This window comes from Microbispora sp. H10885 (genome assembly GCF_014161415.1).
Lineage (GTDB): Bacteria > Actinomycetota > Actinomycetes > Streptosporangiales > Streptosporangiaceae > Microbispora > Microbispora triticiradicis.
The window spans coordinates 1-26,247 of sequence record NZ_JABBWY010000020.1 but is presented as its reverse complement, the minus strand read 5'-3'; the positions used below and the strand labels follow the sequence as shown (position 1 = coordinate 26,247).

Here is a 26,247-nt window from a genome sequence, read left to right as displayed (position 1 = left end):
GGAGTCAAAGGGGCATATGCGGAGGATTCCTCATGTTACGTCGCCGGACAGTCAAACTGAGGTTGCCTCAGATTGTCAACGGCTCAGGGACGGCTCCGGGACCACCCGCCCCTCGGTGTGCAACGTGAGGTGGGCGGGAACGCCGGTGAGGGCCTCCAGGCCGTGCACGAACCACGCCTCCCCCGGCGACTCTCCCGGCGTCTCCCCGTCGGCGGCGAAGCCGTAGTGCGGATAGAGGTCGCGTACCTTGCCGTTCTTGGCCGTCGGCAGATAGCGGCCGCGCACGGCGGGGAAACCGGCGTCCCTCGCGGCGTGGAGCACCGCCGACAGCACGGCCTGTTCGATCCCCCGCGCGAAGACCCGGCAGCTCAACAGGAAGTTCTCGATCAGCAGGCCGTCGGGCCGGGCCCGCAGGAAGACCGCGCCGACCAGTCCGTTGCCGCCGAAGCGGTCAGCCGAGGAGATCGTGAGCACCCGGGAGTCCGGACGCCCGGCGCGCTCCCGCACCTCCTCGGGCGACAGGCGCTCGGTGGTGAGGTTGAACTGGTTGGTCCGCAGCGTGATCTGGGAGAGGCGGGCGACCTCCTCCGGCCGCGCCGGGGCCAGCCGCACGGACACGCCCAGACCGGCCAGGAACCTCTCGGCCGAGCCTGCGGCCGCCAGGAAGTCCGACCGCGCCGCCTCCTCGTGGTAGCGGCGGGTCCGCACCCGGTCCTCGGCGGTGACCTCGGTCGTGGTGAACCACCCGTCGGCCAGCAGCACGTCCGCGTGCGTCGCCGGGTCGCCGTCCAGCTGGACCACGACGGTCTCCGGCAGCTCCGCCGCGACCGCGGCGCACTCGTACGGGCTGTCGTCGGCGAAGACGACGCTGTCACCGCCGAGGTTGAGCTCCTCCACGAGCGTGCGCAGGTTCCCCGGCTTGGGACTCCAGTTGGCGAGGACGCGGACGAAGTCGTCCTCGCGCAGCACCATGCCGGGGTGGTCGCGCAGGGCGGCGAGCACCGGCTCCCGGTCGTTCTTGCTCACCGCGGCGAGCAGCACGCCCTGGGAACCGAGCTGTTTGACCACGTCCTGGAACCGGCGGAACGCCTCGCCGCGCGGGCCGCGGCCGACCTCGATGCCCTCCACGCCGTCGTCACCGAGGACGCCGCCCCACAACGTGCCGTCCAGGTCGAGGGCCAGCACCTTCTTCGCCCGGCCGGTCCGCGCCCTGACGAGGTGGGCGAGCTCCCGCGCGTACGCGCCGAGCAGCCCGTCGGACAGGTTCGCTCCGGCGTACGTCGCGAAGCGGGAGTCGGCCAGCTCGGTCGCGGACGTCAGGAGCGGGTCGAGGTCCGTCACGACCACCCGGCCGGAGGACGCGCCCAGCTCCAGCAGCTCCGCGTTGGCCCGCCGCCAGGCGGCGCCCAGCCGGGCCCGCGACCCGTGGTCGAGCAGCCGCGCCTGCCACAGGCGGGGCAGCGGCACCGTGTTGAGCACGAGCGTCCCCGAGCCGCCGCTCGCGGCGTACCGCGCGGCGAGTCCCCGCCACAGCGCGAGCTTCTCACCGAGCACCCGCTCGACGTCCTCCGCCGTGAACGGCACGCCCACCTCGTCGAACACCGTGGCGTGGTCGAGCACGCAGACCACGAGGTCGGGCCGCTCGGCGTACAGCTCGCTGCCCGGGTCGCCCAGCTCGAAGACGTACGACCCGAATCCGGCCGGCCGCACGGACGGCACGTACCCGTGGCGGGCCAGCTCGCCGACGAGCGCGACGCGCAGCGCCTCCAGCGTGCCGTGCCCGGTGACGGTCACCCGCACCCGCGGCAGATCCGGATGGCGCTCCCGTACGGCGTCCAGGTCGGCGTGGGCGAGCAGCCGCGCCGCCCGGGCGGCGTCCTCCGTGGACATCGCGGCGAGAAGCGGGGCAACCTCGTCGAAGCGCTCGGCGAGCGCCCCCTCGCGGTGCAGCCGGCGCAGCCGCGCCAGCGCCGCGGCGGTGTCAGTGGTCATCGGGACTCCAGGTCGTCCGCACCGTGGGTGCCTGTGGCCGTGGGGGCGAGCAGTTCGTCCAGGCGGGCCGCCAGCTCGTGGGCCGTGCGGTGGTCGAGCACCAGGCCCGGCGGGACCTCCAGGCCCGTCTCGCGGGCGACGCGGCCCGCGATCTCCAGGGCGCCGAACGACGTGATGCCGGCCTGGGTGAGGTCGTCGTGCGGGCCGACGGCTCCGCCCGCGTGGCCGAGGGCGCCGTCCACCGCCGCCAGGACGATCGCCAGCAGCACGCCGTGCCGCTCCTCGGCCGGCACGCCGTCGAGCGCCACCGACGGCGTCCCGGCGGCTCCGGCTGTTCCGGCGTTTCCGGCTGTTCCGTCCGGCGGCGTCCCGGCCTCCTCGGACCGCCACCGCCGCAGCGCCGTCACGACCTCACGCAGAGCACCCGGCGGCGCGTCGACGCCGCCGACGAGGGCGGCGAACCTCTCGGGGTCGAGGTCGTCCACCGCGCTCCACAGCTCGCGTTCTCGCGGCGAGCCGCCCCGCGCGCGGGGGGAGGCGGTGATCCAGTGCCGCTCGTGCCGGAAGGGATAGGTCGGGACGGCGGCGGGGTCGGCCGCGGGCCCCTCGCCGACGACCCTGCCCCAGGCGACCGGCACGCCCCGGGCGTACGCCTGGGCGAGCCCCCGCAGGACCGAGCGGGCCTCGGCGGACGGGTCGCGCAGGAGAGGGACGGCGGCCACGTCGTCGCCCTCCTGGGCGAGGCAGTCGGCGACCATGCCGGTCGTCGTCGTGTCCGGGCCGATCTCCACGAAGGTGTCCACGCCGAGGTCGCGCAGCGCGCGGACGCCGTCGTGGAAGCGGACCGGTTCACGCACCTGGGCGGCCCAGTGCTCCGGCGCGGCCAGGTCCTCGCGGGTGACGGGCCGTCCCGTACGGGTCGAGACGAGGGCCGTCGCGGGTTCCCGCACGGTGAGCGCGCGGGCGGCCTCCACCAGGCCGGGCAGCACGGATTCCATGTGCGGCGAGTGGAACGCCTGGCTCACCGCGAGAGCCTTGGTGCGCACGCCTTTCGCCCGCCACTCGGCCGCCAGCCTGCGTACCGCGGCGGCGTCCCCGGAGATCACCGTCGAGCGGGGCCCGTTCACGGCGGCGACCGACACGAGGCCGGCCATCCCGTCCAGCGAGGCCGCGACCTCCGGCTCCGGCGCCCGCAGCGACACCATGCCGCCGCCCTCCGGCGCCGCCTGCATGGCCAGCGCCCGCGCGACCACCAGGGACGCCGCGTCGTCGAGCGACAGCGCCCCCGCTGCGTGCGCCGCCGTGAGCTCCCCGATGGAATGGCCGAGCAGCGCGTGCGCGACCAGGCCCAGGTCCTCGGCCAGCCGGACGAGCCCGATCTGCACGGCGAACAGCGCGGGCTGGGCGTACTCGGTCCGCCGCAGCGACGCCGACTCCGGCGATCCCGCGGGGGCGAACACGACCTCCGCCACCCGCGGTCCCCGCGCTTCCCGCAGCGCACGCGCGCGGTCCAGGGCGGCGCAGGCGGCGTCGAACGCCTCCGCGTAGGCGGGGAACCGCCGGTGCAGCTCCTGACCCATGCCAGGACGCTGGGTCCCCTGGCCGGAGAACACGAACGCCACCGTGGGGGCGGGCCGGGCGGCGGTGACCGGCGATCCGGGCGCGGCGAGCGCGTCCAGCTCACGCGCCAGTTCGGCGGCGTCCTCGCCGAGCGCGACCGCCCGGTGGCGGAACGACGACCGCGCGCCGATGAGCGTCCGCGCCACCGCCGCGAGGCCGGCCGCCTCCCCGTTCCACGCCTTTGAGAGGGCGGTCGCCTCACCACTCCGCACCGTCTCCCCGGTCCGCGCGTCGCTCCGCGCCGCTTCCGCGCGCTCGCCTGGCCGGTCCTGCGCACGCAGGAGGTCGCGCAGGCGGGCGGCCTGCGCCCGCACGGCCTCGGGAGACCGGCCCGACAGCACCCAGGGGACGGCCGACTCCGGCTGCGGGGCGGAGACCGGCGACGGCTCCGGGGCCTCCTCCACGATGAGGTGGGCGTTGGTGCCGCTGATGCCGAACGAGGAGACGCCCGCGCGGCGGGGCCGGTCGCCGCGGGGCCAGGGCCGGGGCCGGGTCAGCGGCGCCACCCCGCCCTCGGCCCAGTCGACCAGCTCGGACGGCTCCTCCGCGTGCAGCGTCGCCGGCAGCACGCCGTGCCGCAGCGCCTCGATCATCTTGATCACTCCGGCCGCTCCGGCGGCGGCCTGCGTGTGGCCCAGGTTCGACTTCACGGACCCGACCCACAGTGGCTCGCGCCGCCCGGAGGCGGCGCCGTACGCCTCGATCAGGGCGCCCGCCTCGATGGGGTCGCCGAGGGCGGTGCCGGTGCCGTGCGCCTCGACGGCGTCCACGTCCGCCGGGGACAGCCCCGCGGACCGCAGGGCGGCCTCGATGACCCTGCGCTGGGCGGGGCCGCTCGGCGCGGTGATCCCGTTGCTCGCGCCGTCGGAGTTGACCGCCGAGCCGCGGATGACGGCGAGGACCGGGTGGCCCGCGCGCCGGGCGTCGCCGAGGCGCTCCAGCACCAGCATGCCCACGCCCTCGCCGAAGCCGGTGCCGTCGGCCGTACGGGAGAACGCCTTGCAGCGGCCGTCGGCGGCGAGCCCGCCCTGGAGGGCGAACTCCACGAACACGCGGGGGGTGGCCATCACCGTCACCCCGCCGGCGAGCGCCAGGTCGCACTCGGACTCCCGCAGCGACCGGACGGCCAGGTGGATCGCGACGAGGGAGGACGAGCACGCCGTGTCGACCGTGAGGGCGGGGCCCTCGAACCCGAAGGTGTAGGACAGCCGGCCGGAGGCCATGCTGGTCGCGTTGCCCGTCATCAGATAGCCCTCGGCCTCCGGAGGCACGCCGTCGAGCGGCGGGGCGTAGTCGTCGTTTATCACCCCCGTGAACACGCCGGTCCGGCTGCCGCGCAGCGAGGCCGGGACGACGCCGGCCCGCTCCATGGCCTCCCAGGACACCTCCAGGAGCTGGCGGTGCTGGGGGTCCATCGCTACGGCCTCCCGAGGGGCGATGCCGAAGAAGGCGGCGTCGAAACCCGCCGCGTCGTCGAGGAACCCCCCGGCCTTCGCGCGCTCACGCAGCGCCGGGTCCCAGCCGCGGTCGCCCGGCGGCTCCCCCACCGCGTCGGCGCCCTCGGCGACCACCCGCCACAGGTCCTCGGGCGAGCGCACCCCGCCGGGAAACCGGCAGGCCGTCGCGACGACGGCCACGGGCTCGGGCTCCGTCAGCGCGGCCAGTTCCCTCTTCACGCGGGTGAGCTCGGCGGTCGTCCAGCGCAGGTACTCGACCAGCCTCTCGTCAGACATGCCGCCGCCCTTCGGACCGGAGCTCGGAGTCGATGAACCGGAACAGCTCCTCCGCGGTCGCGGGGATCTCCTCCGTGGCGTCGGCGGCCGACGGCGCCGGGGCCGCCGGCTCGGGGTCGTCCGGGACCAGGCGCCGGAGCAGGTACGCCGCCAGGGCGTCCGGGGTCGGCTGGTCGAAGACCACGGTGGCCGGCAGCCGCAGGCCGGTGGCTTTGCCGAGGCGGTTGCGCAGCTCGACCGCGGTCAGCGAGTCGAACCCCAGCTCCTTGAAGCTGCGCCGCTCCCCGGCGTCGTCCTCGGGCGCCCGGCCCAGGACCGCCTCGACGTTCCGCAGCACGGTCTCGGTCACCAGCTCCCTGCGCCGTTCCGCGTCCGCCGCGGCGAGCAGGGCGGGCAGCCCGCCGGAGTCCCCCGAGTTCCCATCGCCCGTGGGGGCGGCGGGCGCCGGCGCGGAGGCGCCCCGGCGGGCCAGGGCCCGCAGCGGCGCGGCGAGGTCGGGGATCGCCGCGAGCCGCGCCGGGTCGAGCCGTACGGCGGCCAGGGCGGGCGCGGCGGCGTCCAGCGCCGCGTCGAGCAGGGACAGGGCGTGCTCGGGGGCCAGCGGCAGCAGGCCGGAGCGCGCCATCCTCGCCCGGTCGGCCGCCGTGAGCGCGCCCGTCATGGCGCTGTCGGAACGCCACAGCCCCCAGGCGACGGAGGTCGCGGGGAGCCCCTGCCGGGCCCGCGCGGCGGCGAGCGCGTCGAGGAAGACGTTGGCCGCCGCGTAGGCCGCCTGCCCGGGGCTGCCGACGATCCCGGCCGCGCTGGAGAACAGCACGAACGCGGCCAGGTCGAGCTCCCGGGTGAGCTCGTGCAGGTGCCAGGCGCCGTCGGCCTTGGGCCGCAGCACCGCGTCGAGCCGTTCGGGGGTGAGGGTGGCGAGCGTGGCGTCGTCGAGGACGCCGGCCGCGTGCACGACCCCGGTGAGCGGATGCCCAGCGGGCACCGCGCCGAGCACGCCCGCCAGCGCGGCGCGGTCGGCGACGTCGGCGGAGACGACGGTCAGGTGCGCCCCCAGCGCGCCGAGTTCGGCACGCAACGCCTCCACCCCCGGCGCCCGCTCGCCCTGCCTGCTCACCAGGAGCAGATGCCGGATGCCGTGGGCGCGGGCCAGGTGGGTCGCGACGAGGCGTCCCAGGCCTCCCGTGCCGCCGGTGACCAGGACCGTCCCCTCCGGATCGAGCGGGCGGGGGACGCGCAGCGCCACCTTGCCGACGTGGCGGGCGAGGCCGAGGTGCCGTACGGCCTCGGGGGCCCGGCCGGTCTGCCAGGCCGTGACGGGAAGCGGCGTGAGCACCCCTTCGGCGAGGAGCGCGGCGATCTCGGCGAGCATGGCGGCGATCCGGTCCGGCCCGGCCTCGGCCAGGTCGAAGGCCCGGTAGAGCACGCCGTGCCGGTCGCCGATCTCGCCGGGGTCGCGCACGTCGGTCTTGCCCATCTCGACGAACCGGCCGCCCGGCGCGAGCAGCCTGAGCGAGGCGTCGACGAACTCCCGGGCCAGCGAGTTGAGCACGATGTCCACGCCGCGGCCGCCGGTCGCGGCACGGACGGCCTCCGTGAAGGACAGGTCGCGCGAGTTCGCGACGTGCTCACGCGGCAGGCCCGCCCGTTCCAGGTGCGGCCACTTGGCGGGACTCGCGGTGCCGAAGACCGTCAGTCCCCAGTGGCGGGCGAGCTGGATCGCCGCCCCGCCGACGCCTCCCGCCGCCGAGTGCACGAGCAGCCGTTCCCCGGGCCGCGCGCCGGCGAGATCCCTCAGCGCGTAGTAGGCCGTGAGGAACACGGCGGGCACCGTGGCCGCTTGGGCGAACGTGAGCCCGGGCGGGATCGGCGCGAGCAGGCGGTGATCGGTGACGGCCGAAGGGCCGACGCCGCCGGGGAGGAGCCCCATCACGCGGACCCCGGGGGCGAGGCCGGTGACGCCGTCGCCGACCTCGGCGACGACCCCGGCGCCCTCGGTGCCGAGGTCGGCGGAGCCCGGATACATGCCGAGCACCAGCATCGCGTCGCGGAAGTTGAGCCCCGAGGCCCGTACGGCCACCCGCACCTCGCCGGGCCCGAGCGGCCGTTCCTCCACCGGCCGGCACACCAGGTCCTCGGCGACGCCGCCCTCCCCCGCCTCCAGACGCCAGGCGCCGCGGGGCCGTACGAGGTCGGGACGGCGGGTGGTGAGCCGCGGCGCCAGCGGGAGGCCGTTCCGGACGGCCGTCTGCGGCTCTCCGGTGGCCACGGCGTCGAGCACCCGGGCGAGCGGAGCGGAGCCGGCGTCCACCAGGGCGATCCGGCCGGGCTCCTCGCTCTGGGCGCTGCGGACGAGGCCCCAGACGGCGGCGCCGTCGAGCGCGTCCACCGCGTCGCCCGGGGCCGCCGCCACGGCGTCCCGGGTGCGTACGGCGAACAGCGTCCCGCCCAGCCGGGGGTCGGCGAGGCCGAGCCGGAGCGTGCCGAGCACCTCCAGCAGGGCCGCCCTGACCGTCTCCGGCACGTCGCCCTCCCGTGGCGCGGAGGGGACGTCGAGAACCAGCACGTCCGGAGCGGGGCTCCCGGCGTCCAGCGCCGCGAGCGCCGCGTCCAGGTCAGGGTGGTCGGCCTCGGCGTCCGTGCCGACCACCCACGCGCGCTCGCGGGGCACCCCCGAGCCGGGCGACACGGCCTCCCAGACGAGCTCGTGCAGCGCGTCGCCGACGGAGGCCGCGGCGAGGTCGGCCGGGTCGGCCGCGCGGAGCGTCACCGCCTCGACGGACGCGACCGGCACGCCCTCGGCGGTGGCAAGTTCGACCGCCACCGCGTCGTCGCCCGCCCGGCCGAGGCGCACCCGCACGGTTCCCGGCGCCCGGCCGTGCAGGGTGAACCCTCTCCAGGTGAAGGGCAGTCGTACGGCGCCGTCGTCGGGGAACAGCCCGGCGGGGGCGAGTGCGTGCAGCGCGGCGTCCAGCAGCGTCGGGGCGACGCGGAAACCCGCAGGGACCTCCAGGGACACCTCCGCGACGACGTCGTCCCCCGACCGCCACGCCGACCGCAGGCCGCGGAAGGCCGGTCCGTAGTGGTACCCCCTGACCGCGAGGTCCTCGTACAGCCCGGCCACCGGCAGCGGGACGGCGCCGGCCGGCGGCCACGCGCCGCCGGGCCGTTCGCCGCCCGGGCCGGTTCGGCCGTCCGGCGCCGGACTGTGGGAACCGTTCACCCGCGCGGGGACGGCGGGGGCGAGGAAGCCGGTCGCATGGGCGGTCCAGGGAGGACCGAGGGGATCGGCCGCGAAATCGGCCACGGGACCGGCCACGGAATCGGACGCGGAATCGGCCGCGAAATCGGCCGCGAAATCGGCCGCGAAATCGGCCACGGAATCGGACGCGGCGGTGGCCGGGCCGGGCGCGGGCCGGGCGTGCAGAGCGATCTCGCGGCGGCCGTCCGGCTCGGCCGGCCCGACCGTCACCTGGATCTCCGCCGCGCCGGACGGCTCCAGGACGAGCGGCCGGGTCAGCGTCAGCTCGTCCACGCGTGGCACCCCGGCCGACTCTCCCGCGAAGGCGGCCAGCTCGGCGAGCACCGCGCCGGGCACCAGAACGGCGCCGTCCACGGCGTGGCCGGCCAGCCAGGGGTGGTCGTCGAGGCCGACCCTGCCGAGGAGCAGCACGCGGTCCTCGCCCGCCGGCCGGACCACGGTGTCCAGCAGCGGATGGTGCGGACGGCCGGTCCCGCGGGCCCTCGGCGCCGCGGCCGGTCTCGCGGGCTCCAGCCAGTGGCGGCGGCGGTCGAACGCGTAGGTCGGCAGGGTGGGGATCCGCCGGGGCGTCCGGACCCGCCGCGCGATGGGCGGATGCGCGGCCCAGTCGACCGGCACGCCGTTCACCCACGCCTCGGCGACCGAGACGAGCACCCGGCCGAGACCACCGTCCTCCCGCCGCAGGGTTCCGACGACGGCCGTCGAGCGGTCCTCCGCGGCCGCCTCCAGGATCTCCTGGACGCCCATGCCGAGCACCGGATGCGGGCTGACCTCGATGAAGACCTCGTGCCCGGCCGCGAGGGCGGCCTCCACGGCGGACTGCAGCAACACGGGGCTGCGCAGGTTGCGGTACCAGTACGCGGGCCGCCCGAACCCCGTCTCCCCGCCGGGCTCGACCCGCCCCCCGGTCACCGTGGAGAACACGTCGGCCGTGTACTCGGGCAGCGGCGCGGGCTCGGGCAGCACCTCCAGCAGTTCGGCCTCCAGCGGCTCCACCTGCGGGGAGTGGGACGCGTAGTCCACCTCGACGAGCCGGACGCGTACTCCCCGCTCACGCAGCGCCCGCTCCAGCCGGTGCACCGCCCCGGCCTCTCCCGCGACGACGGTGGCGGCGGGCCCGTTGATAGCGGCGACCGCGATCCTCGTCCCGTCGCCCGCCGCCTCGACTGCCGCGCGCACCGTGTCCGCCGGGGCGGCGATCGAGAGCATCGCGCCCTGTCCGGACAACGCCAGCAGCGCCCGGCTGCGCAGCGCCACCACCGCCGCCGACTCCTCCAGCGACAGCGCGCCGGCCGCCAGCGCGGCGGCGATCTCGCCCTGGGAGTGCCCGACGACCACGGCGGGCCGTACGCCGAAGGACTCCCAGACGGCGGTCAGGCCGGTCATCGTGGCCCACAGGACGGGCTGCACGACGTCGACCCTCCCCAGGTCGGCGCCGCCGAGCAGGGCCTCCCGCAGGGACCGGCCGGTGACCGGGTCCAGGGCGGCGGCGCACTCGGCGATCCGCGCGGCGAAGGCGGGCGACTCCTCCAGCAGCGCGCGGGCCATGCCGTCCCACTGCGTTCCCTGCCCCGGGTAGACGAAGACCGGCCGGCGTGCCTGCCGCGCGTGTCCGGTGACGACGGTCGCGGAGGGCGTCCCGCCGGCGACGGCGGCGAGCCCCTCGATCGCCTCCTCCCTGCCGGTGGCCACCACGACCGCGCGGTGCCCGAACTCGGCCCTGGTGCGCACCAGCTCCGCCGCGACGTCGGCGAGCGGGACGCCGGGGTGCCGTTCCAGGTATTCGCCGAGCCGCCGCGCCTCACCGCGCAGCGCCCCGGCCGACTTGGCGGAAAGGACCAGCGGAACCGCGACGGCCGGCTCCGGCTCGACGTCCGAATCGGGGTCCGGGTCGATGCCCGGGGCGAGGTCCGGCGCGGGCGGCTCCTCGACGATCACGTGGGCGTTGGTGCCGCTCATCCCGAACGCCGAGACGCCGAACCGCCGCGGCCGATCCCCGGACGGCCAGGGCACGGCCTCGGTGACCAGTTCGAGCCCGCCGCCGTCCCAGTCCACATGGCGGGAGGGCGCGTCGACGTGCAGCGTGCGCGGCAGCGTCTCGTGCCGCAGCGCCAGGATCATCTTGATGAGGCCGCCGGCCCCGGCCGCCGCCTGGGTGTGGCCGATGTTCGACTTGAGCGAGCCCAGCCGCAGCGGCGGCCGGTCGCCCCTGGCCGCGCCGTACGTGCGGAGCAGGGCCCGCGCCTCCACCGGGTCGCCGAGGGTGGTGCCCGTGCCGTGGGCCTCGACCGCGTCCACGTCGGCGGGGGCGAGGCCGGCGGCGCGCAGCGCTTCGGCGATCACCCGCTCCTGGGCTGGGCCGTTCGGGGCGGTGAGGCCGTTGCTCGCGCCGTCCTGGTTGACCGCCGTCCCCTTCACGACGGCCAGCACCGGGTGGCCCTCGCGGCGGGCGTCCGACAGCCGCTCCACCAGCAGCAGGCCGACGCCCTCGCTGAAGCCCGTCCCGTCGGCCGCGTCGGCGAACGCGCGGCACCTGCCGTCGGGCGACAGCCCCCGCTGGCGGCTGAACTCCACGAACGTCGCGGGCGTGGCCATCAGCGTCGCCCCGCCGACCAGGGCCAGGTCGCACTCCCCGGCCCGCAGCGCCCGTACGGCGAGGTGGAGGGCGACGAGCGAGGACGAGCACGCGGTGTCGACCGTGATGGCCGGCCCCTCCAGGCCGAAGGTGTAGGCGATCCGGCCGGACGCCACGCTCCCGGCGCTGCCGGTGCCGAGGTAACCGCCGTGCTCGCGGGGGTCGTCCTGGGCCCGCGCGCCGTACTCGGTGTAGATGAGGCCGACGTAGACGCCGGTGCGCGAGCCGCGCAGCCGTGTGGGGTCGATCCCGGCGCGCTGGAACGCCTCCCACGACGTCTCCAGCAGCAGCCGCTGCTGCGGGTCGGCCGCCCGTGCCTCCCGGGGGTTCATCTCGAAGAAGTCCGCGTCGAAGTCGGCGGCGTCGTGGATGAAGCCTCCGTGGCGTGCGTAGGACGTGCCGGGCGTGTCCGGGTCGTCGTCGAACAGCGTCGCGAGGTCCCAGCCGCGGTCGGCCGGGAACTCCCCGATCGCGTCGCCGCCCGCCTCCAGCAACTCCCACAACTCCTCGGGGGTGGTGACGCCCCCGGGGTAGCGGCAGGCCATGGACACGATCACGACGGGGTCCTCCGCGTCGTCGCGCGCCTGCGGGACGGCCGGGGCGGCGCCCGTCTCAGCCACCGTCTCAGCCACCGTCTCGGAGCCCGCCACGGACTCGGACAGGTGGCGGGCCAGGGCCCGCGGGGTCGGGTGGTCGAACACCAGCGTGCTGGGCAGGCGCAGGCCGAGCGCGCGCCCCAGGTGGTCGCGCAGTTGCACGCCGGTCAGGGAGTCGAGCCCCAGGTCCCGGAAGGGCCGGTCGGGCCGGACCTCCCCCGCGGAGTCGTACCCGAGGAGGCCCGCGATCCCCCGGGACACCAGGTCGAGGAGGCGTTCCTCCCGTTCCCGCGCGGTCAGCCCCTTCAGTTCGGCGTGGGCCCCGGCGTGACCGCCGTCGCCGGCCGCGAGTGTGACGGCCGGTCCGCCCGCCTCTCCCGGGTGGTGCCCGGCGAGCGCGCGCTTCCGCGGCGGCCGCAGGCGCAGGGCCGGGCCCGGGTGCGGGTGCAGGTGCGGGTGGGGATGTGGCCTGTCCTCGTACGCGTCCGGGGCTTCCGGCCGCTCCGGCCGCCCGGCCTCCGGCGCGGGCACCGGCCGTACGCGGACCTCGTCGGCCGTCAGCACGACCCGGCCGTCCGGCGTGGTGAGGAGCAGGGCGTAGGTGTCGGGACCGGTGCGGGTCACCCGGGCCCGCAGGGGCCCGGCCGCGGGCGTGTGCGCCCGCACGCCGCTCCAGGCGAAGGGGACGACCGGCTCGGGCGGGCCGTCGTCCCCAGCCCGCAGCACGCGGTCGAGGAAGGCGGCCTGGACCGCGCCGTCCAGCGCGGCGGGGTGGATCGCGTACCCGTCCGCCTCCGTCGCCGGGCCCGTCGCGTGCTCGCCGGACCTGGCCACCAGGTCGGCCGGATCGTTGACCGGATCAGCGGCCGGATCTGTGACCGGATTCGTGGCCGGATTCGTGGCCGAGTCGGCGACCACCTCGGCGAACACCTCGCCGTCCCGGGCCCACGCGGCACGCACCGCGCGCAGGGCCGGGCCGTAGTGGGCCCCCGCCTCGGCCAGCCGTCCGTACCCGGCCTCGACGTCGAGGGACTCCGCGCCCTCCGGCGGCCATTCGCCCGGGGGTCCGGCCGCGTCGCCGTCGCCGTCGCCGTCGCTGTCGCCGGGAAGAACACCGGAAAGGTCTCCGGGAACGTCGCCGGGAAGGTCGTTGGGACCGTCGCCCGGAAGATCGCCCGGGGCCAGGGAGCCGGACGCGTGGAGCCGCCACGGACCTGCGGCGTCCCCCTCCCCCGTCCTGGCGTGGATCGCGAACGTCGCGCCGCCCGGCGCGGCCTCCACCTCGACCTGCAGACGGACGGCGGCCTCCGCCACCTCCACGGGGGCCAGGAGCGTCACGTCCTCGATCCGGGACAGGCCGACGCGCTCCCCCGCCGCCAGCGCCAGCTCGGCCAGCCCGCTCCCGGGGAGCAGCCGGCGCTCCCCCAGCCGGTGCTGCCGCGACCACCCCTCCGCCGGCAGGACGCCGGAGAACAGCACCCGCCGGCCACCGGTGTCCTCGACGGCGACGCCGAGCACGGGATGGCCCGCCGACGGGAGCCCGGACGGGCCGGGGGCGGCGGCGGGCGGCGCGGCGGTGACGGTGTCCAGCCAGAACCGCCGCTCCTGGAAGGCGTAGGTGGGAAGATCGACCCTGCTTCCGGCGGTGAACGGGCCCCACTCCACGGGAACACCGGCGGCGAACAGCGCCCCGGCGGAGGTGAGCAGCCGGTCGAGCCCACCGTCGTCGCGACGGAGCGTGCCCACGACGTGCGCGGCGGCCCCCGCCTCCTCGGCCGTGTCGCGCAGCGGCGCCGTCAGCACGGGATGCGGGCTGACCTCCAGGAAACACCGGTGTCCCGCCTCGACCAGGGCGGCGACGGTCTCGCCGAGGCGCACCGGCTCGCGTAGGTTGTCGTACCAGTACGCGGCGTCGAGCGCGGCGCCGTCCACCTCACCGGCCAGTACGGTCGAGTGGAAGGGGACGTGACCCGGCCTGGGCCGGATCCCCGCCAGCCGGGCGAGCAGCGGTTCGCGCAACGGCTCCACGGCCGGTGAGTGGGACGCGTAGTCCACGGGCACGAGCCGCGCCCGCACGCCCTCCGCCTCACACCGGCTGACGAGCTCGCGTACCGCGCCCGCCTCTCCCGAGACGACGGTCGCGGCGGGCCCGTTCACCGCCGCCACGGCGATGCCGTCCACGTCTCCGAACCGGCGGCGCAGCTCGGCGGCGGCCAGCTCGACCGACGCCATGGCCCCGCCGCCCGCGATGTCCGCGATCGCTCGGCTGCGCCGGGCCACCAGGGCGGCCGCGTCGGCCAGGTCCAGGATGCCCGCGGCGTACGCCGCGGCGATCTCCCCCTGGGAGTGCCCCACGACGGCGGCCGGTTCGACGCCGAGGGAGCGCCACGCGGCGGTCAGCGACGCCATCACGGCGAACAGTGCGGGCTGCACCACGTCGACCCGGTCCAGCAGGGCGCCGGTCGTGCCGCCTGCGGGCGCGGTCACCACCTCGACCAGGTCCCATTCGACATGCGGGGCGAGGGCGGCGGCGCACTTGAGCATCTCCTCGCGGAACGGCTCCCAGGAGGCGAAGAGCTCGCGCGCCATGCCGGCCCACTGCGACCCCTGGCCCGGGAAGACGAACACCGGCCGCGCCGGGGCCCCCGCCTCCCCCGACGCCGCGTACGGAGACGGGAGTCCCTCCTCCAGTGCCGCGAGCGCCCCGGTGAGTCCCGGCAGGTCCGTCCCGACCGCGACCGCGCGGTGGAGGAGATCGGCGCGGCCGGTGCGGAGCGTGTGGGCCACGTCGGCCGGGCGGGTGTCCGGATGGCCGTTCACCCACTCGCGCAGCCGGGTGAGCTGGTCACGCAGGGCCTGCTCCGTGTCGCCCGACACCGTCCAGACCACCGGCCGCCCGTCCGGGTGCTCCTGGCCTTCCGGATGTTCCCCGCTCTCCTGGTCCGCCTCCGCGGGGGGCTGCTCGATGACGACGTGGGCGTTGGTGCCGCTGATGCCGAACGAGGAGACCGCGGCGCGGCGGGCGCGGTCCCGCTCGGGCCAGGGGCGGGCGGCGGTGAGCGGGGCGAGGCCGCCCGCGGCCCAGTCGACGTGCGGCGTGGGGGCGTCGATGTGCAGGCTCGCCGGGAGCACGCCGTGCCGCATGGCCAGGACCATCTTGATGACCCCGCCGACGCCCGCGGCGGCCTGCGTGTGCCCGATGTTCGACTTGAGCGAGCCCAGCCACACCGGGTCGCCGGCGGGACGCGCGCCGCCGTACACCTCCATCAGCGCGTTCGCCTCGATCGGGTCGCCGAGGCCGGTGCCGGTGCCGTGCCCCTCCACGGCGTCCACCTCGCCGGGGTCGAGACCGGCGTCGGCGAGCGCCGCCCGGACGACCCGCTGCTGGGCCGCGCCGTTCGGGGCGGACAGGCGGCTGCTCGCGCCGTCCGAGTTGACCGCGCTGCCGCGCAGCACCGCGACGACCGGATGGCCCTTCCGCCGCGCCTCCGACAGCCGTTCCACGAGCACCAGGCCGACGCCCTCCGCCCAGCCGGTGCCGTCGGCCGCCGCGGCGTACGCCTTGCACCGGCCGTCCGGTGACAGCCCCCGCTGGCGGCTGAACTCGACGAAGGTCGCGGGCGTCGCCATGACCGTGGCGCCGCCCGCGACGGCCATCTCGCAGTCGCCCCGCCGTACGGCCTGGGCCGCGTAGTGCAGGGCGACGAGCGACGACGAGCACGCCGTGTCCAGCGTGACCGCCGGCCCCTGCAGGCCGAAGGTGTACGCGATGCGGCCGGAGGCGATACTCCCGGCGCTGCCGGTGCCGACGAACCCTTCGAGGCCCTCGGGGGCGCGGGCGTGCCGGGACGCGTAGTCGGAGTACATGACCCCGACGAACACCCCGACCCGCTCGCCCGTCAGCCCGCGCGGGTTCAGCCCGGCCCGTTCGAACACCTCCCAGGTGGCCTGCAGAAGCAGCCGCTGCTGGGGGTCGACGGCCGGCGCCTCACGGGGGCTGATGCCGAACAGCTCAGGATCGAACCCGGCGGCGTCGTGCAGGAACCCGCCCTCCGTGGCGTAGCTGGTGCCCTCACGGTCCGGGTCGGGGTCGTACAGCTCGTCGAGGGGCCAGCCGCGGTCGCGCGGGAACGGGGTGATCGCGTCGGTTCCGGACTCGACCAGCCGCCACAGATCCTCCGGGGTGCGCACCCCGCCGGGGTAGCGGCAGGCCATTGCGACGATCGCCAGCGGCTCGCGCGCGGCCTGTTCCAGCCGTTCCAGGTCCGCCCGGGCGCGCAGCAGGTCGGCCGTGGTCCGCCGGAGGTAGTCGCGCAGCCTGTCTTCATTCGCCATCGATGAACCGCTCTCCGTTGTCATCCTGAAAGGGCCGTTCGTGATCCGTCCGCGACTGTGCGGTCACTCGCTCAGCTCCCGGTCGAGCAGCCCGAACAGCTCGTCGTCCGAGGCCGCCTCGACCCCGTCGAGGGAGCCGTCCAGGGATCCCACGGGGTCGTGGCCGTTCCCGCCGTTGCCTCCGTTGCCGCCGTACGCGCCCCGCGTCGCGCCCAGGGCGGTCAGCGCGCCTCGCAGCGCGCGCACGAGCCCGGCCCGCCGGCCGTCGTCCGCCATGAGGTCCGCGGCGGCCGACACCCACCCGTCCAGCGCCGCCGGGTCGAACACCTCCCGCTCCGGGCGCAGCCGCTCCAGCAGATGCGCGGTCAGCTCCCGCACGGTCGGGTGGTCGAACAGCACGGTCGCGGGGAGCCGGTCCCCGATCTCCTCGCCCAGCCGGTTGCGCAGCTCGATGGCCGTGAGCGAGTCGAGACCGAGGTCGAACAGCCCGCGGTCGTCCGGCACGCGCGCCCCGCCGGCGAGGCCCAGCACCTCCGCGACCCGGCCGGCGACGACGTCCCGCACCAGGGCCCGCGCCGCGTCCTCCGCCAACCCGTCCAATCGCCGCGACAGCGGCAGGGCCCGTACGGCGGGCCTGGCCGGCGCCAGGTCGGCGAGCACCTCGGGCAGGTCGCCGGACCGCCGGGCGAGCGCTCCGCGGTCGAACCGGGCCGGCACCAGCACCGCCCGGCCGGCCCCCAGCGCGTCGTCGAGCAGGCCGAGCGCCTCCTCGGAGGTCAGGGCGCGCACGCCCATCCGGGCGAGCCTGCTTTGGGCGGCCTCGCTCAACTCCCCGGCCATGCCCCGGCCCGGCCCCGTGTCCCACAGGCCCCAGGCGAGGGACAGGCCCGCCAGCCCGGCCGCCCGCCGCCGCTCGGCGAGCGCGTCCAGGAACGCGTTGGCCGCGGCGTAGCCCGCCTGCCCCGCGTTGCCCAGCACGCCCGCGACCGACGAGAACAGCACGAAGGCCCGCAGCGGCAGCCTCGCGGTGAGCCTGTGGAGGTTCCAGGCGCCGTCGACCTTGGGACGCAGCACCCGGTCGATCCGCTCGGGGGTCGCGTTCTCCAGCACCGCGTCGTCCAGGGCGCCCGCGACGTGGAACACGGCGGCCAGGGAACCGGCCACCTCGCCGACCAGGGCGCCGGCCGCGGCGGGGTCGGCCACGTCGCAGGCGGCCGTACGGACCTCGACGCCGTCCCGGGCGGCCAGTTCGCCGGCCAGGGCGCGCAGGGCCGGGTCGGCGTCACCGCGCCGGCTGACGAGCAGGAGACTGCGGACGCCGTGCCGGGTGACCAGGTGGCGGGTCACCTCCGCGCCGAGCGCGCCGCCGGCGCCGGTGACCAGGACGGTGCCCGCACCGAGGTCCGGCGGGGCGTCCGGGGCGCCGGTCACCGGGCGCAGGCGGGGGCGCAGCGTCTCGCCGTGGCGGAGGGCGAGCTGGCCGGGCTCGGCCGCCAGCACGCGGGGCAGGAGTGCCAGGGACTCGGGGTGGGCGTCGACGTCGACCACGCCGATCCGGCCGGGGAACTCCAGCCGGGCCGTCCGGACCAGCCCCCACAGCGCCGCCCCCACAAGCCCGGCCCGACCGACGCGGCCGGTCTCGTCGGTGTGGTGGTGGTTTGTGAGATCGGCGGGGTCGGCGGGGACCGCTCCCTGGGTCACCACCACGAGACGGCCGTCGGCGGGCAGCCCGAGGATGGCCTCGCGCGCCCGGCGCAGCGCCTCCCGGACCGCGCCCGCCACGTCGTCCGCTCCACCGGCGTCCACTCCGCTGGCGTCCGCTCGATCGGCGTCCAATTCGTCGGCGTCCGCTTCGCTGGGGGCGCCGCCCGTCCCGGCCGGGTATGCCAGCACCGGGAAGGGCCCGTCGGCGAGTAGCCCGTCGGGGGCCAGGACAACCAGGTCTCCAGAGCCCGCGGTCGGGTCCGCGAGCGCGTCCGGCCGCGCGTCCGCCGGCTCATCCGGCGGCGCGGAGACCCACACCACCTCGTACGGCCGCGTGGCCGCCCCGGCCGCGCCCAGCAGTGCGCGCTCCTCGACCGGGCGCACCCGGGCCTCCGCCACGGACAGCACCGGGCTCCCCTGGGCGTCCACCGCGTCGAGCGCGAACGTCTCCTCGCCGGTGTGCCGGATCCGGACCAGCAGCCGTCCGGCGGGCACGGCGTGCAGGCGCACCCCCCGGAAGGCGTACGGGACGGGGATGTGCCCCTCGGGAGGGTCCTGCGCGGCGGCGATCCAGGGGTGGAAGGCGGCGTCGAGCAGCCCCGGCGTCAGGCCGGCGCCGGTCTCGACCTCCGCGTACAGCTCGTCCCCGGCCCGCCACAGGGCCCGCAGCCCCTGGAAGGCCGGGCCGTAGCCGTAACCGCGGGCGGCGAAGAGTTCGTACGCCCCCGTCACGTCCACGGGCTCGGCCGCCGGGGGCCGGTGGCCGGACCAGACCGGCGCGGCGGCGTCGCCGTCGAGCGCCGCCTCGGCGTGCTGGATCCACTCCTCGGTCCCCGCGGGACGGCCGTGCACGCGGACCCGGGCGCCGTCGACCGTGATCCTCAGGTGGACCTCCCGCTCCGCCGGGATCGTCACCGGGGAGCGCAGCTCCAGTTCCCGGACCGCGCGGCCGCCGTGCCGGTCGGCGAGCCAGGAGGTCACGTCGAGGAGGGCGGCCGCCGGGAGCACCGGGACACCGGCCAGGAGGTGGTCGGCCAGCCAGGGCTGCCGCGCGGCCGAGAGCACCCCGGTGTAGACGGTCTGCCCGCCGTCCGGGACGGCGACGGCGGCCATGAGCAGCGGGTGATCGGGTTTCTCCGCGCCGACACCGGCCGCGGACCCGTCCTCGCCCGGTGCCGCGAGCCACAGGCGCTCGCGGCGGAACGGGTAGGTGGGGAGCGGCACGACGGTCCCGCCGCCGAGCAGCGCCCGCCAGTCCCAGGCGACCCCGGCCACGAAGGCGCGGGCCACGAACGACCACAGCGCGGCCGCCTCGTCGTCCCCGCGGCCGAGCGCCGCCGCCGCGACGGCGTCCTCACCCAGGTCGCACTGCCGGACCATCGCGGTCAGCGCCGCGTCGGGGCCGATCTCCAGGAAGCGGACGGCGCCGAGCCCGCGCAGCCGCGCGACCGCGTCCGCGAACAGGACGGTTCCCCTGACCTGCTCCGCCCAGTGCTCCGCCGATCCCAGGACGTCCGCGCCGGCCTCCTCGGCGGTGAGCGTCGACACGAGCGTGCGCCGCGGGGGCGCCGCGGACAGACCGGCGATCTCCGCGCGGAACGGCGCCAGCATCGGCTCCATCAGCGCGGAGTGGAAGGCATGGCTCACGGTGAGCCGCTTCACCCGGTGCCCGAGCCCGGCGAGGTGGGTGGTCAGCCGCTCCACGGGACCGGCTTCGCCGGAGATCACCACCGAACCGGGGGCGTTGACCGCGGCCACGTCCACCCGCACACCCGTCTCACGCGCCAGCAGCTCCACCGTCGCCCGGTCGGCCTGCACGGCCGCCATCAGCCCGCCCTCGGGCAGCTCCTGCATGAGCCGCCCCCGCGCCGCCACGAGCGCCGCCGCGTCGGGGAGGGTCAGCGCTCCGGCGACGTGCGCGGCGGCGACTTCGCCGACCGAGTGCCCGGCGAGGGCGTCGACCGGCAGGCCCCACGACTCCAGCAGCCGGAAGAGGGCCACCTCCAGGGCGAACAGCGACGCCTGGGTGTAGCGGGTCCGGTGGATGAGCCCCGGCTCGCCCTCCCCCGCGACCACGGCCGCCACGTCGACGCCGTCGGCGCGGCGCAGCTGCTCGCACACCTCGTCGAACGCCCTCGCGTAGGCCGGGAACGTCCGGTACAGCTCCGTGCCCATGCCGGTCCGCTGGCCGCCCTGCCCGGCGAACAGGACGGCGGTCCGGCCGCGCACCGCCGTACCGGTGACGACGGCGGGGAAGGCGCCGGGCGGCGGCGTGGTACCCGCGATCAGGTGATCGAGCCCGGCGATCAGCTCGGCGCGGTCCCGGCCGAGGACGACGGCCCGCCGGTCGAACGCGGTCCGGGTGACGCCGAGCGACAGGGCGACGTCGGCGATCCGCAGGCCGGGGTCGGCCGCCACGTGCCGCCTCAGGCGTGCCGCCTGCTCGCGCAGCCCTTCGTCGGTGCGCGCGCTCAGCACCCACGGCACGACCGGCGTCGCCTCGTCCGGTGCGGGGCCCTCCACCCGGGGCTCGTCACCCATCTCCAGGATGACGTGCGCGTTGGTGCCGCTGATCCCGAACGACGAGACCGCCGCCCGGCGCGGGCCGGGAGTGCCGGGCCAGGGCACCGCCTCGGCGGGCACGGCCACCGCGCCGCCGGACCAGTCCACGTGCTCGGTCGGCCGGCTCAGGTGCAGGGTCGCGGGCACCCGCCCGTGCCGCATGGCGAGCACCATCTTCATGATCCCGGCCACCCCGGCGGCGGCCTGGGTGTGCCCGATGTTCGACTTGAGCGAGCCCATCAGCAGCGGTGCGCGCCCGTCCCGGTCCTGTCCGTACGTGCCGAGCACCGCGCCCGCCTCGATCGGGTCGCCCAGCCGGGTGCCGGTGCCGTGGGCCTCCAGCACGTCGACGTCGGCCGGCCGCAGCCCCGCGCTGCGCAGGGCGGCCCGGATGACCCGCTCCTGGGCGGGGCCGTTCGGCGCGGTGAGGCCGTTGCTCGCGCCGTCCTGGTTGACGGCGGACCCGCGGACCAGGGCGAGCACGCGGTGCCCGTTGCGGCGCGCGTCGGCCAGGCGCTCCAGCACGAGCAGCCCCACCCCCTCGCCCCAGGCCGTGCCGTCCGCGTCCGCCGAGAAGGGCTTGCAGCGGCCGTCGGGGGCCAGCCCTCGCTGGCGGCTGAACTCGACGAACGTGGCCGGGCTCGCCATCACGGTCGAGCCCCCGGCGAGGGCCAGCCCGCACTCGCCCAGCCGCAGCGCCTGCACCGCCTGGTGGACGGCGACCAGGGAGGAGGAGCAGGCGGTGTCCACCGTCACGGCCGGGCCCTCCAGGCCGAGGGTGTAGGAGATGCGGCCGGAGGCGACGCTTCCCGCGCTGCCGCTCACCAGGTAGCCCTCCAGATCGCGGGCCGCGCCGCGCCGCTGGTGGACCCGCGCGCCGTAGTCGGAGTACATGACGCCGACGAACACCCCGCTCTGGGATCCGCGCAGCGTCGCCGGGTCGATCCCGGCGTCCTCGACCGCCTCCCACGCGGTCTGCAGCAGCAGCCTCTGCTGGGGGTCGACGGCCAGCGCCTCGCGGGGGCTGATCCCGAAGAACTCGGGGTCGAACTCGGCCGCGTCGTGCAGGAAGCCGCCGTGCCGGGTGATCGACGTGCCCGGGTGCTCCGGATCGGGATCGAACAGGTCGGGGTCCCAGCCGCGGTCCGCGGGGAACTCGGTGATCGCGTCCGTGCCCGAGACGAGCAGCTCCCACAGCTCGGCCGGGGTGCGCGCGCCGCCGGGGAACCGGCACGCCATGCCCACGATCGCGACGGCGTCGCCGTCCGGGTCGTACGGCTCCCGCTCCCGCGCGCCCGCGCCGGGGCGGGCGTCGCCGTCCGGCGCTCCCGTCAGATCCTCGGAAGGATCGCCGGCCAGGGCGTCGAGGAGCCCGATCAGGGCGGCCGGGGTGGGGTGGTCGAAGACGACGGTGGCGGGCAGGCGCACACCGAGTTCGTCGCCCAGCCGGTTGCGCAGCTCCAGGGCGGTCAGCGAGTCGACCCCGAGGTCGGTGAACGGCCGGTCCGGGTCGATCTCCGCGCCGTCGGCGTGGCCCAGGACCGCGGCGACCGCGTCGAGGACCAGCCGGGCGGTGTCCCGGCGGCCGGGCCCTGCGACGATCGGAACAGCCGGAGTGGCGGCCGAGGCGGGGGCGGGCGTCGCGGCCCGCGGGCGGTGCCGGGCCGCCGCGACGGCGAGGTCGAGGCTGCCGGCCACCACGACCGGGACGTCCGACCGCAGGGCGTCGTCGAACAGGCCCAGTCCGTCGGCCGGGGCCATGGGGCGGATGCCCGCCCGTCCGAGCCGGGCGACGTCCACGTCTCCCAGGGCGCCGCTCATCCCTTCGCCGAGGTCCCACAGGCCCCAGTGAACGGTCACGGCGGGCCGGCCGGCCCGCCGCCGTCGCCGCGCCACCGCGTCGAGGGCGGCGTTCGCGGCGGCGTACGCGCCCTGCCCGGCGGTGCCGAGGACGCCCGCCACGGAACCGAACAGCACGAACGCGTCGAGGTCCGCGTCGCGGGTGGCCTCGTCGAGGTTGCGGGCGCCGGTGAGCTTCGCGTCGAGCGCCCGCCGCAGGGCCGCCCCGGTGAGCCGTTCCAGGGTGGCGTCCTCGGCGACGCCCGCCGCGTGGACGACGCCCGTCAGCGGAGCGTCCAGGCCGCCGAGCAGGGCGGTGAGGGCCTCCGCGTCCGCCGGGTCGCAGGCCCGCACGGCGACCGCGGCGCCGAGGGCGGCCAGCTCCGCCTGGGCCGCACCGGAATCCGGATGGTGCTCACCCCGGCGGCTCACCAGCAGCAGGTTCCGTACGCCGTGACGGGTGACGAGGTGGGCGGCGATCCGCCGGCCGAGTGCGCCGAGCCCGCCGGTGACGAGCACCGTGCCGCCCGCGGCGCTGCGCGGCCACAGCGGTCCGGACGACGACGGCGCCGCGGGTGCGGGGCCGAGACGCGGCACCAGCGGCGCTCCCGACCGGATCGCGGCCTCGGGGAACGCCGCACCCGCAGCCGCGAGCAGCTCCGGATCCTCCGGCCCGTCCTCCGGGCCGATGTCGAGCAGGGCGAACCGGCCGGGGTGCTCGGCCCGGGCCGCCCTGACCAGGCCCCACAGGGCGGCCGTGGACGGCCGGGCGGACTCGGCGTCGTCCACCGCGAGGCCCCGGGTCAGCACCACCAGGCGCCCGCCGTCACCGGCCGCCCACCGCCGCAGGACCTCGCGGGCCTCGTCCAGCGCGGTGTACGGGTCGTCGTCGCGGTCGAGCCCGTGCAGCAGCGCGAGCGACGGAGGCCGTTCGAGAAGGTCCGCCACGGCGGCGACGCCGGCGAGGACGGCGCCCGCCGCCGGCTCGGGCCGGGGCCTCGCCTCCCAGTGCAGGCCGTACACGGCGGCGGCGGACGGGAGCGGCCGCAGCCGCAGCCGCTCCACGGTCAGGACCTCCCGGCCGTCGTCGCCGATGAGGTCGGCCCGGTAGGCGTCGGTGCCGAGCGGGGTGAACCGGGCGCGGATCCGGGTGAGGTGCGGCGGCCGTCCTCCGGACGCGGGCGCCGCGTGCGCCCGGACGCCGCTCAGCGCGTACGGCACGCGACGCGGGCCGTCGATCCCGTCCAGCGACAGGGCGTGCAGGGCCGCGTCCAGCAGGGCGGGCCGGGCCGCGTGACGCGCGGCGTCGCCGCGGAGCGACGGCGGCGACGCCACCTCGGCGTACAGGTCGTCGCCGTCCCGCCAGGCGGACAGCAGCCCCTGGAACGCCGGGCCGTACTCGTACCCGTGCTCGGCGAGCAGACGGTAGGTGGCCTCGGGCGTTCCGGGGTCGACGCGATGGCCGGGACCGGACCCGACGGGGGCACCGGGCGCGACCTCCTCCCGCGTGAGCGTGGCGGTGGCGTTGACGGTCCACTCCGCCGCCTCTCGCGCCCGGCTGCGCACGGTGAGCTCACCGTCCGGGGACAGGGCCGCCTGGAGCCGGACCTCCCCCGGGCCGTCCAGTTCGAGCGGCGCGCGCATCACGAACTCGCCCAGCGTCGGCAGGCCGGCCTCCACGCCCACCGCCAATGCCAGGTCGGCCAGGGCCATGGCCGGGACCAGCACGCGGCCGCCGATCCGGTGGTCGGCCAGCCACGGCTGGCGGCGGGTGGACAGCACGCCGGTGAACAGCCGGCTCCCCCCGGGCAGCTCGGCCGTCCCGGCCAGCAGCGGATGCGGCGGGGCGTCCAGCCCGAACGCCGCCGGAGGGCCGTCGTCCGCGGCGGGCAGCAGCCAGTAGCGCCTGGTCTCGAAGGGGTACGTCGGCAGGTCCGTGAGCCGGCCGCCCGCGACGAGCGGCCCGAAGTCGACCGGCACGCCGGCCACGTGCAGCCGGGCGAGCGCGGCCCGCACCGCCGCCGCGTCCGGGCGGCCCGTCCGGAGCAGCGGCACGGCGACCACCTCGGCGGCGACCACCTTCGCTGCGACGACCTCCCCGGCTTCGCCCTTCACGGCCTCTCTCCTCGCCGCGTCTCCCCCCGCCGTGCCGCCTCTCGCCGCGTCTTCCCCCGCGGTGTCGCCTCTCGCGGTGTCTCCCTGCGCACCCTCTCCGTTCGCGGCGTCTCTCCTCGCCGTGTCTCCCCCCGCCGTGCTGCCTCTCGCGGTGTCTCTCTGCGCGGTGCACGTCTCCTGGGCGTGCGCGGCGAGCGACCCGTCGGGGCCCAGCTCGGCGAAGCGGGTCACGCCCGCCTCCCGCGCCGCGCGGACCGCGTCGGCGAACCGCACGGTGCCGCGCAACTGCGCCACCCAGTAGTCCGGGCCGGACATCTCACGCTCGCCCGCGAGCGCCCCGGTCGCCGTCGAGACGATGGGCAGCCGGGCCGGGGCGAACGTCAGCCCGGCCACCACCTGGCGGAACTCCTCCAGCACGCCGTCCATGTGCGCCGAGTGGAAGGCGTGACTCACCTTCAGCCGGGTGGCCTTGCGGCCCTCGTCCTTCCATCGGGCGACGAGCCGGTCGATCTCGTCCGCGTCGCCCGACAGCACGACCGACGCCGGGCCGTTGACCGCGGCCACCTCGACTGTCCCGCCCGCCGAAGCGGCCAGCCCGGCCGCCTCCTCCGGGGTGGCGGCGAACGCGGCCATCGCGCCGTCGTCCCGGGCAGCCTGCATCAGGCGGCCCCGGGCCGCGACCAGCGCGCAGGCGGAAGGGAGGTCGAGCACGCCCGCCACATGCGCGGCGGCGAGCTCCCCGACCGAGTGGCCGATCAGGAAGTCGGGCCGCAGGCCGTACGACTCGGCGAGCCGGTAGAGCGCGACCTCCACGGCGAACAGCGCCGGCTGGGCGTAAAGCGTCTGTCCCAGGCGCTCCGGGTCGGCGATCAGGTCGCGCAGTCCCGCGCCGATGTGGGGCTCCAGCAACGCGGAGATCTCGTCGAAGGCGGCGGCGTACACCGTGGAGGCCTCCAGCAGGCCCTCGCCCATCCCGGCCCGCTGCGCGCCCTGCCCGGAGAACAGGAACGCGAGCCGCTGGTCCGGCAGGGCGCGTCCGGTGACGACGGCCGGGTGACGCATGCCGTCGCGGAGGGCGGCCAGAGCCCGCACCGGGTCCCCGAGCGCGGTGTCCACCACGGCCCGGCGCTCCAGCCGCGACCGGCGAGTGAGGGTGAACGCGACGTCCCTCGGCGCGGCGGACCCGCCTGCGAGGACGTCGTGCAGGAGGCCCGCCTGCGCGCGCAGCGCGGTCTCCGTCTTCGCCGACAGCAGCAGCGGCACGCCCTCCTCCGCCGAGGGGCCCGCAGTCGTCGTGGTGACGGACGGCGCGGTGGCGGACGGCGCGGTGGCGTCCTGGCCGGTGGAAGGGTCGTCGCCGGTGGCGGGTGGCTGTCCGAGGGTGGTGGCGGGTGGCTGTCCGAGTGTGGTGGTGGGGGGTTGTCTGGGGGTGTCGGTGGGTGGTTGCTGGAGGATGACGTGGGCGTTGGTGCCGCTGATCCCGAAGGAGGAGACCCCCGCCCGGCGCGGCCGTTCCCCCTGCGGCCAGGCCACCGGCCCGGTCAGCAACGCCAGCCCCGAACCCTCCCAGTCCACATGCGGCGTCGGCTCGTCCACATGCAACGTCGCCGGCAACACCCCATGCCGCAAGGCCATCACCATCTTGATGACCCCGCCCACCCCCGCCGCCGCCTGAGCATGACCGATGTTCGACTTCAACGACCCCACCCACAACGGCGCCACCCGATCACGCCCATAGACCGCACCCAACGCCCGCGCCTCGATCGGATCCCCCAACCGCGTCCCCGTCCCGTGCGCCTCCACCACATCCACATCACCCGGACCCAGCCCCGCCTCCGCCAGCGCCCGCCCGAT

The 26,247-nt window shown here is 77.0% G+C and carries 4 protein-coding genes; all 4 read right to left on the bottom strand.

Going from position 1 to position 26,247, the window contains the following annotated elements; genetic code table 11:
* Positions 1–75: 75 nt before the first annotated feature.
* The gene (locus HHX37_RS34975) at positions 76–1,992 is read right to left on the bottom strand and encodes an HAD-IIIC family phosphatase (protein WP_182888127.1); all 1,917 of its coding nucleotides are present in this window, start codon (positions 1,990–1,992) and stop codon (positions 76–78) included.
* On the bottom strand, positions 1,989–5,345 hold the full coding sequence (locus tag HHX37_RS34970) for a type I polyketide synthase (RefSeq protein WP_182888126.1): 3,357 nt from the start codon (positions 5,343–5,345) through the stop codon (positions 1,989–1,991). Before HHX37_RS34970 ends, HHX37_RS34975 begins: the two co-directional genes overlap by 4 nt.
* A complete protein-coding gene (locus HHX37_RS36045; protein ID WP_259406975.1) occupies positions 5,338–16,173 on the bottom strand; it encodes a type I polyketide synthase in 10,836 nt (3,611 codons plus the stop codon). Before HHX37_RS36045 ends, HHX37_RS34970 begins: the two co-directional genes overlap by 8 nt.
* Before the next feature lie 63 nt (positions 16,174–16,236).
* A complete protein-coding gene (locus HHX37_RS34955) occupies positions 16,237–26,235 on the bottom strand; it encodes a type I polyketide synthase (RefSeq protein ID WP_259406976.1) in 9,999 nt (3,332 codons plus the stop codon).
* Between the last annotated feature and the right edge of the window lie 12 nt (positions 26,236–26,247).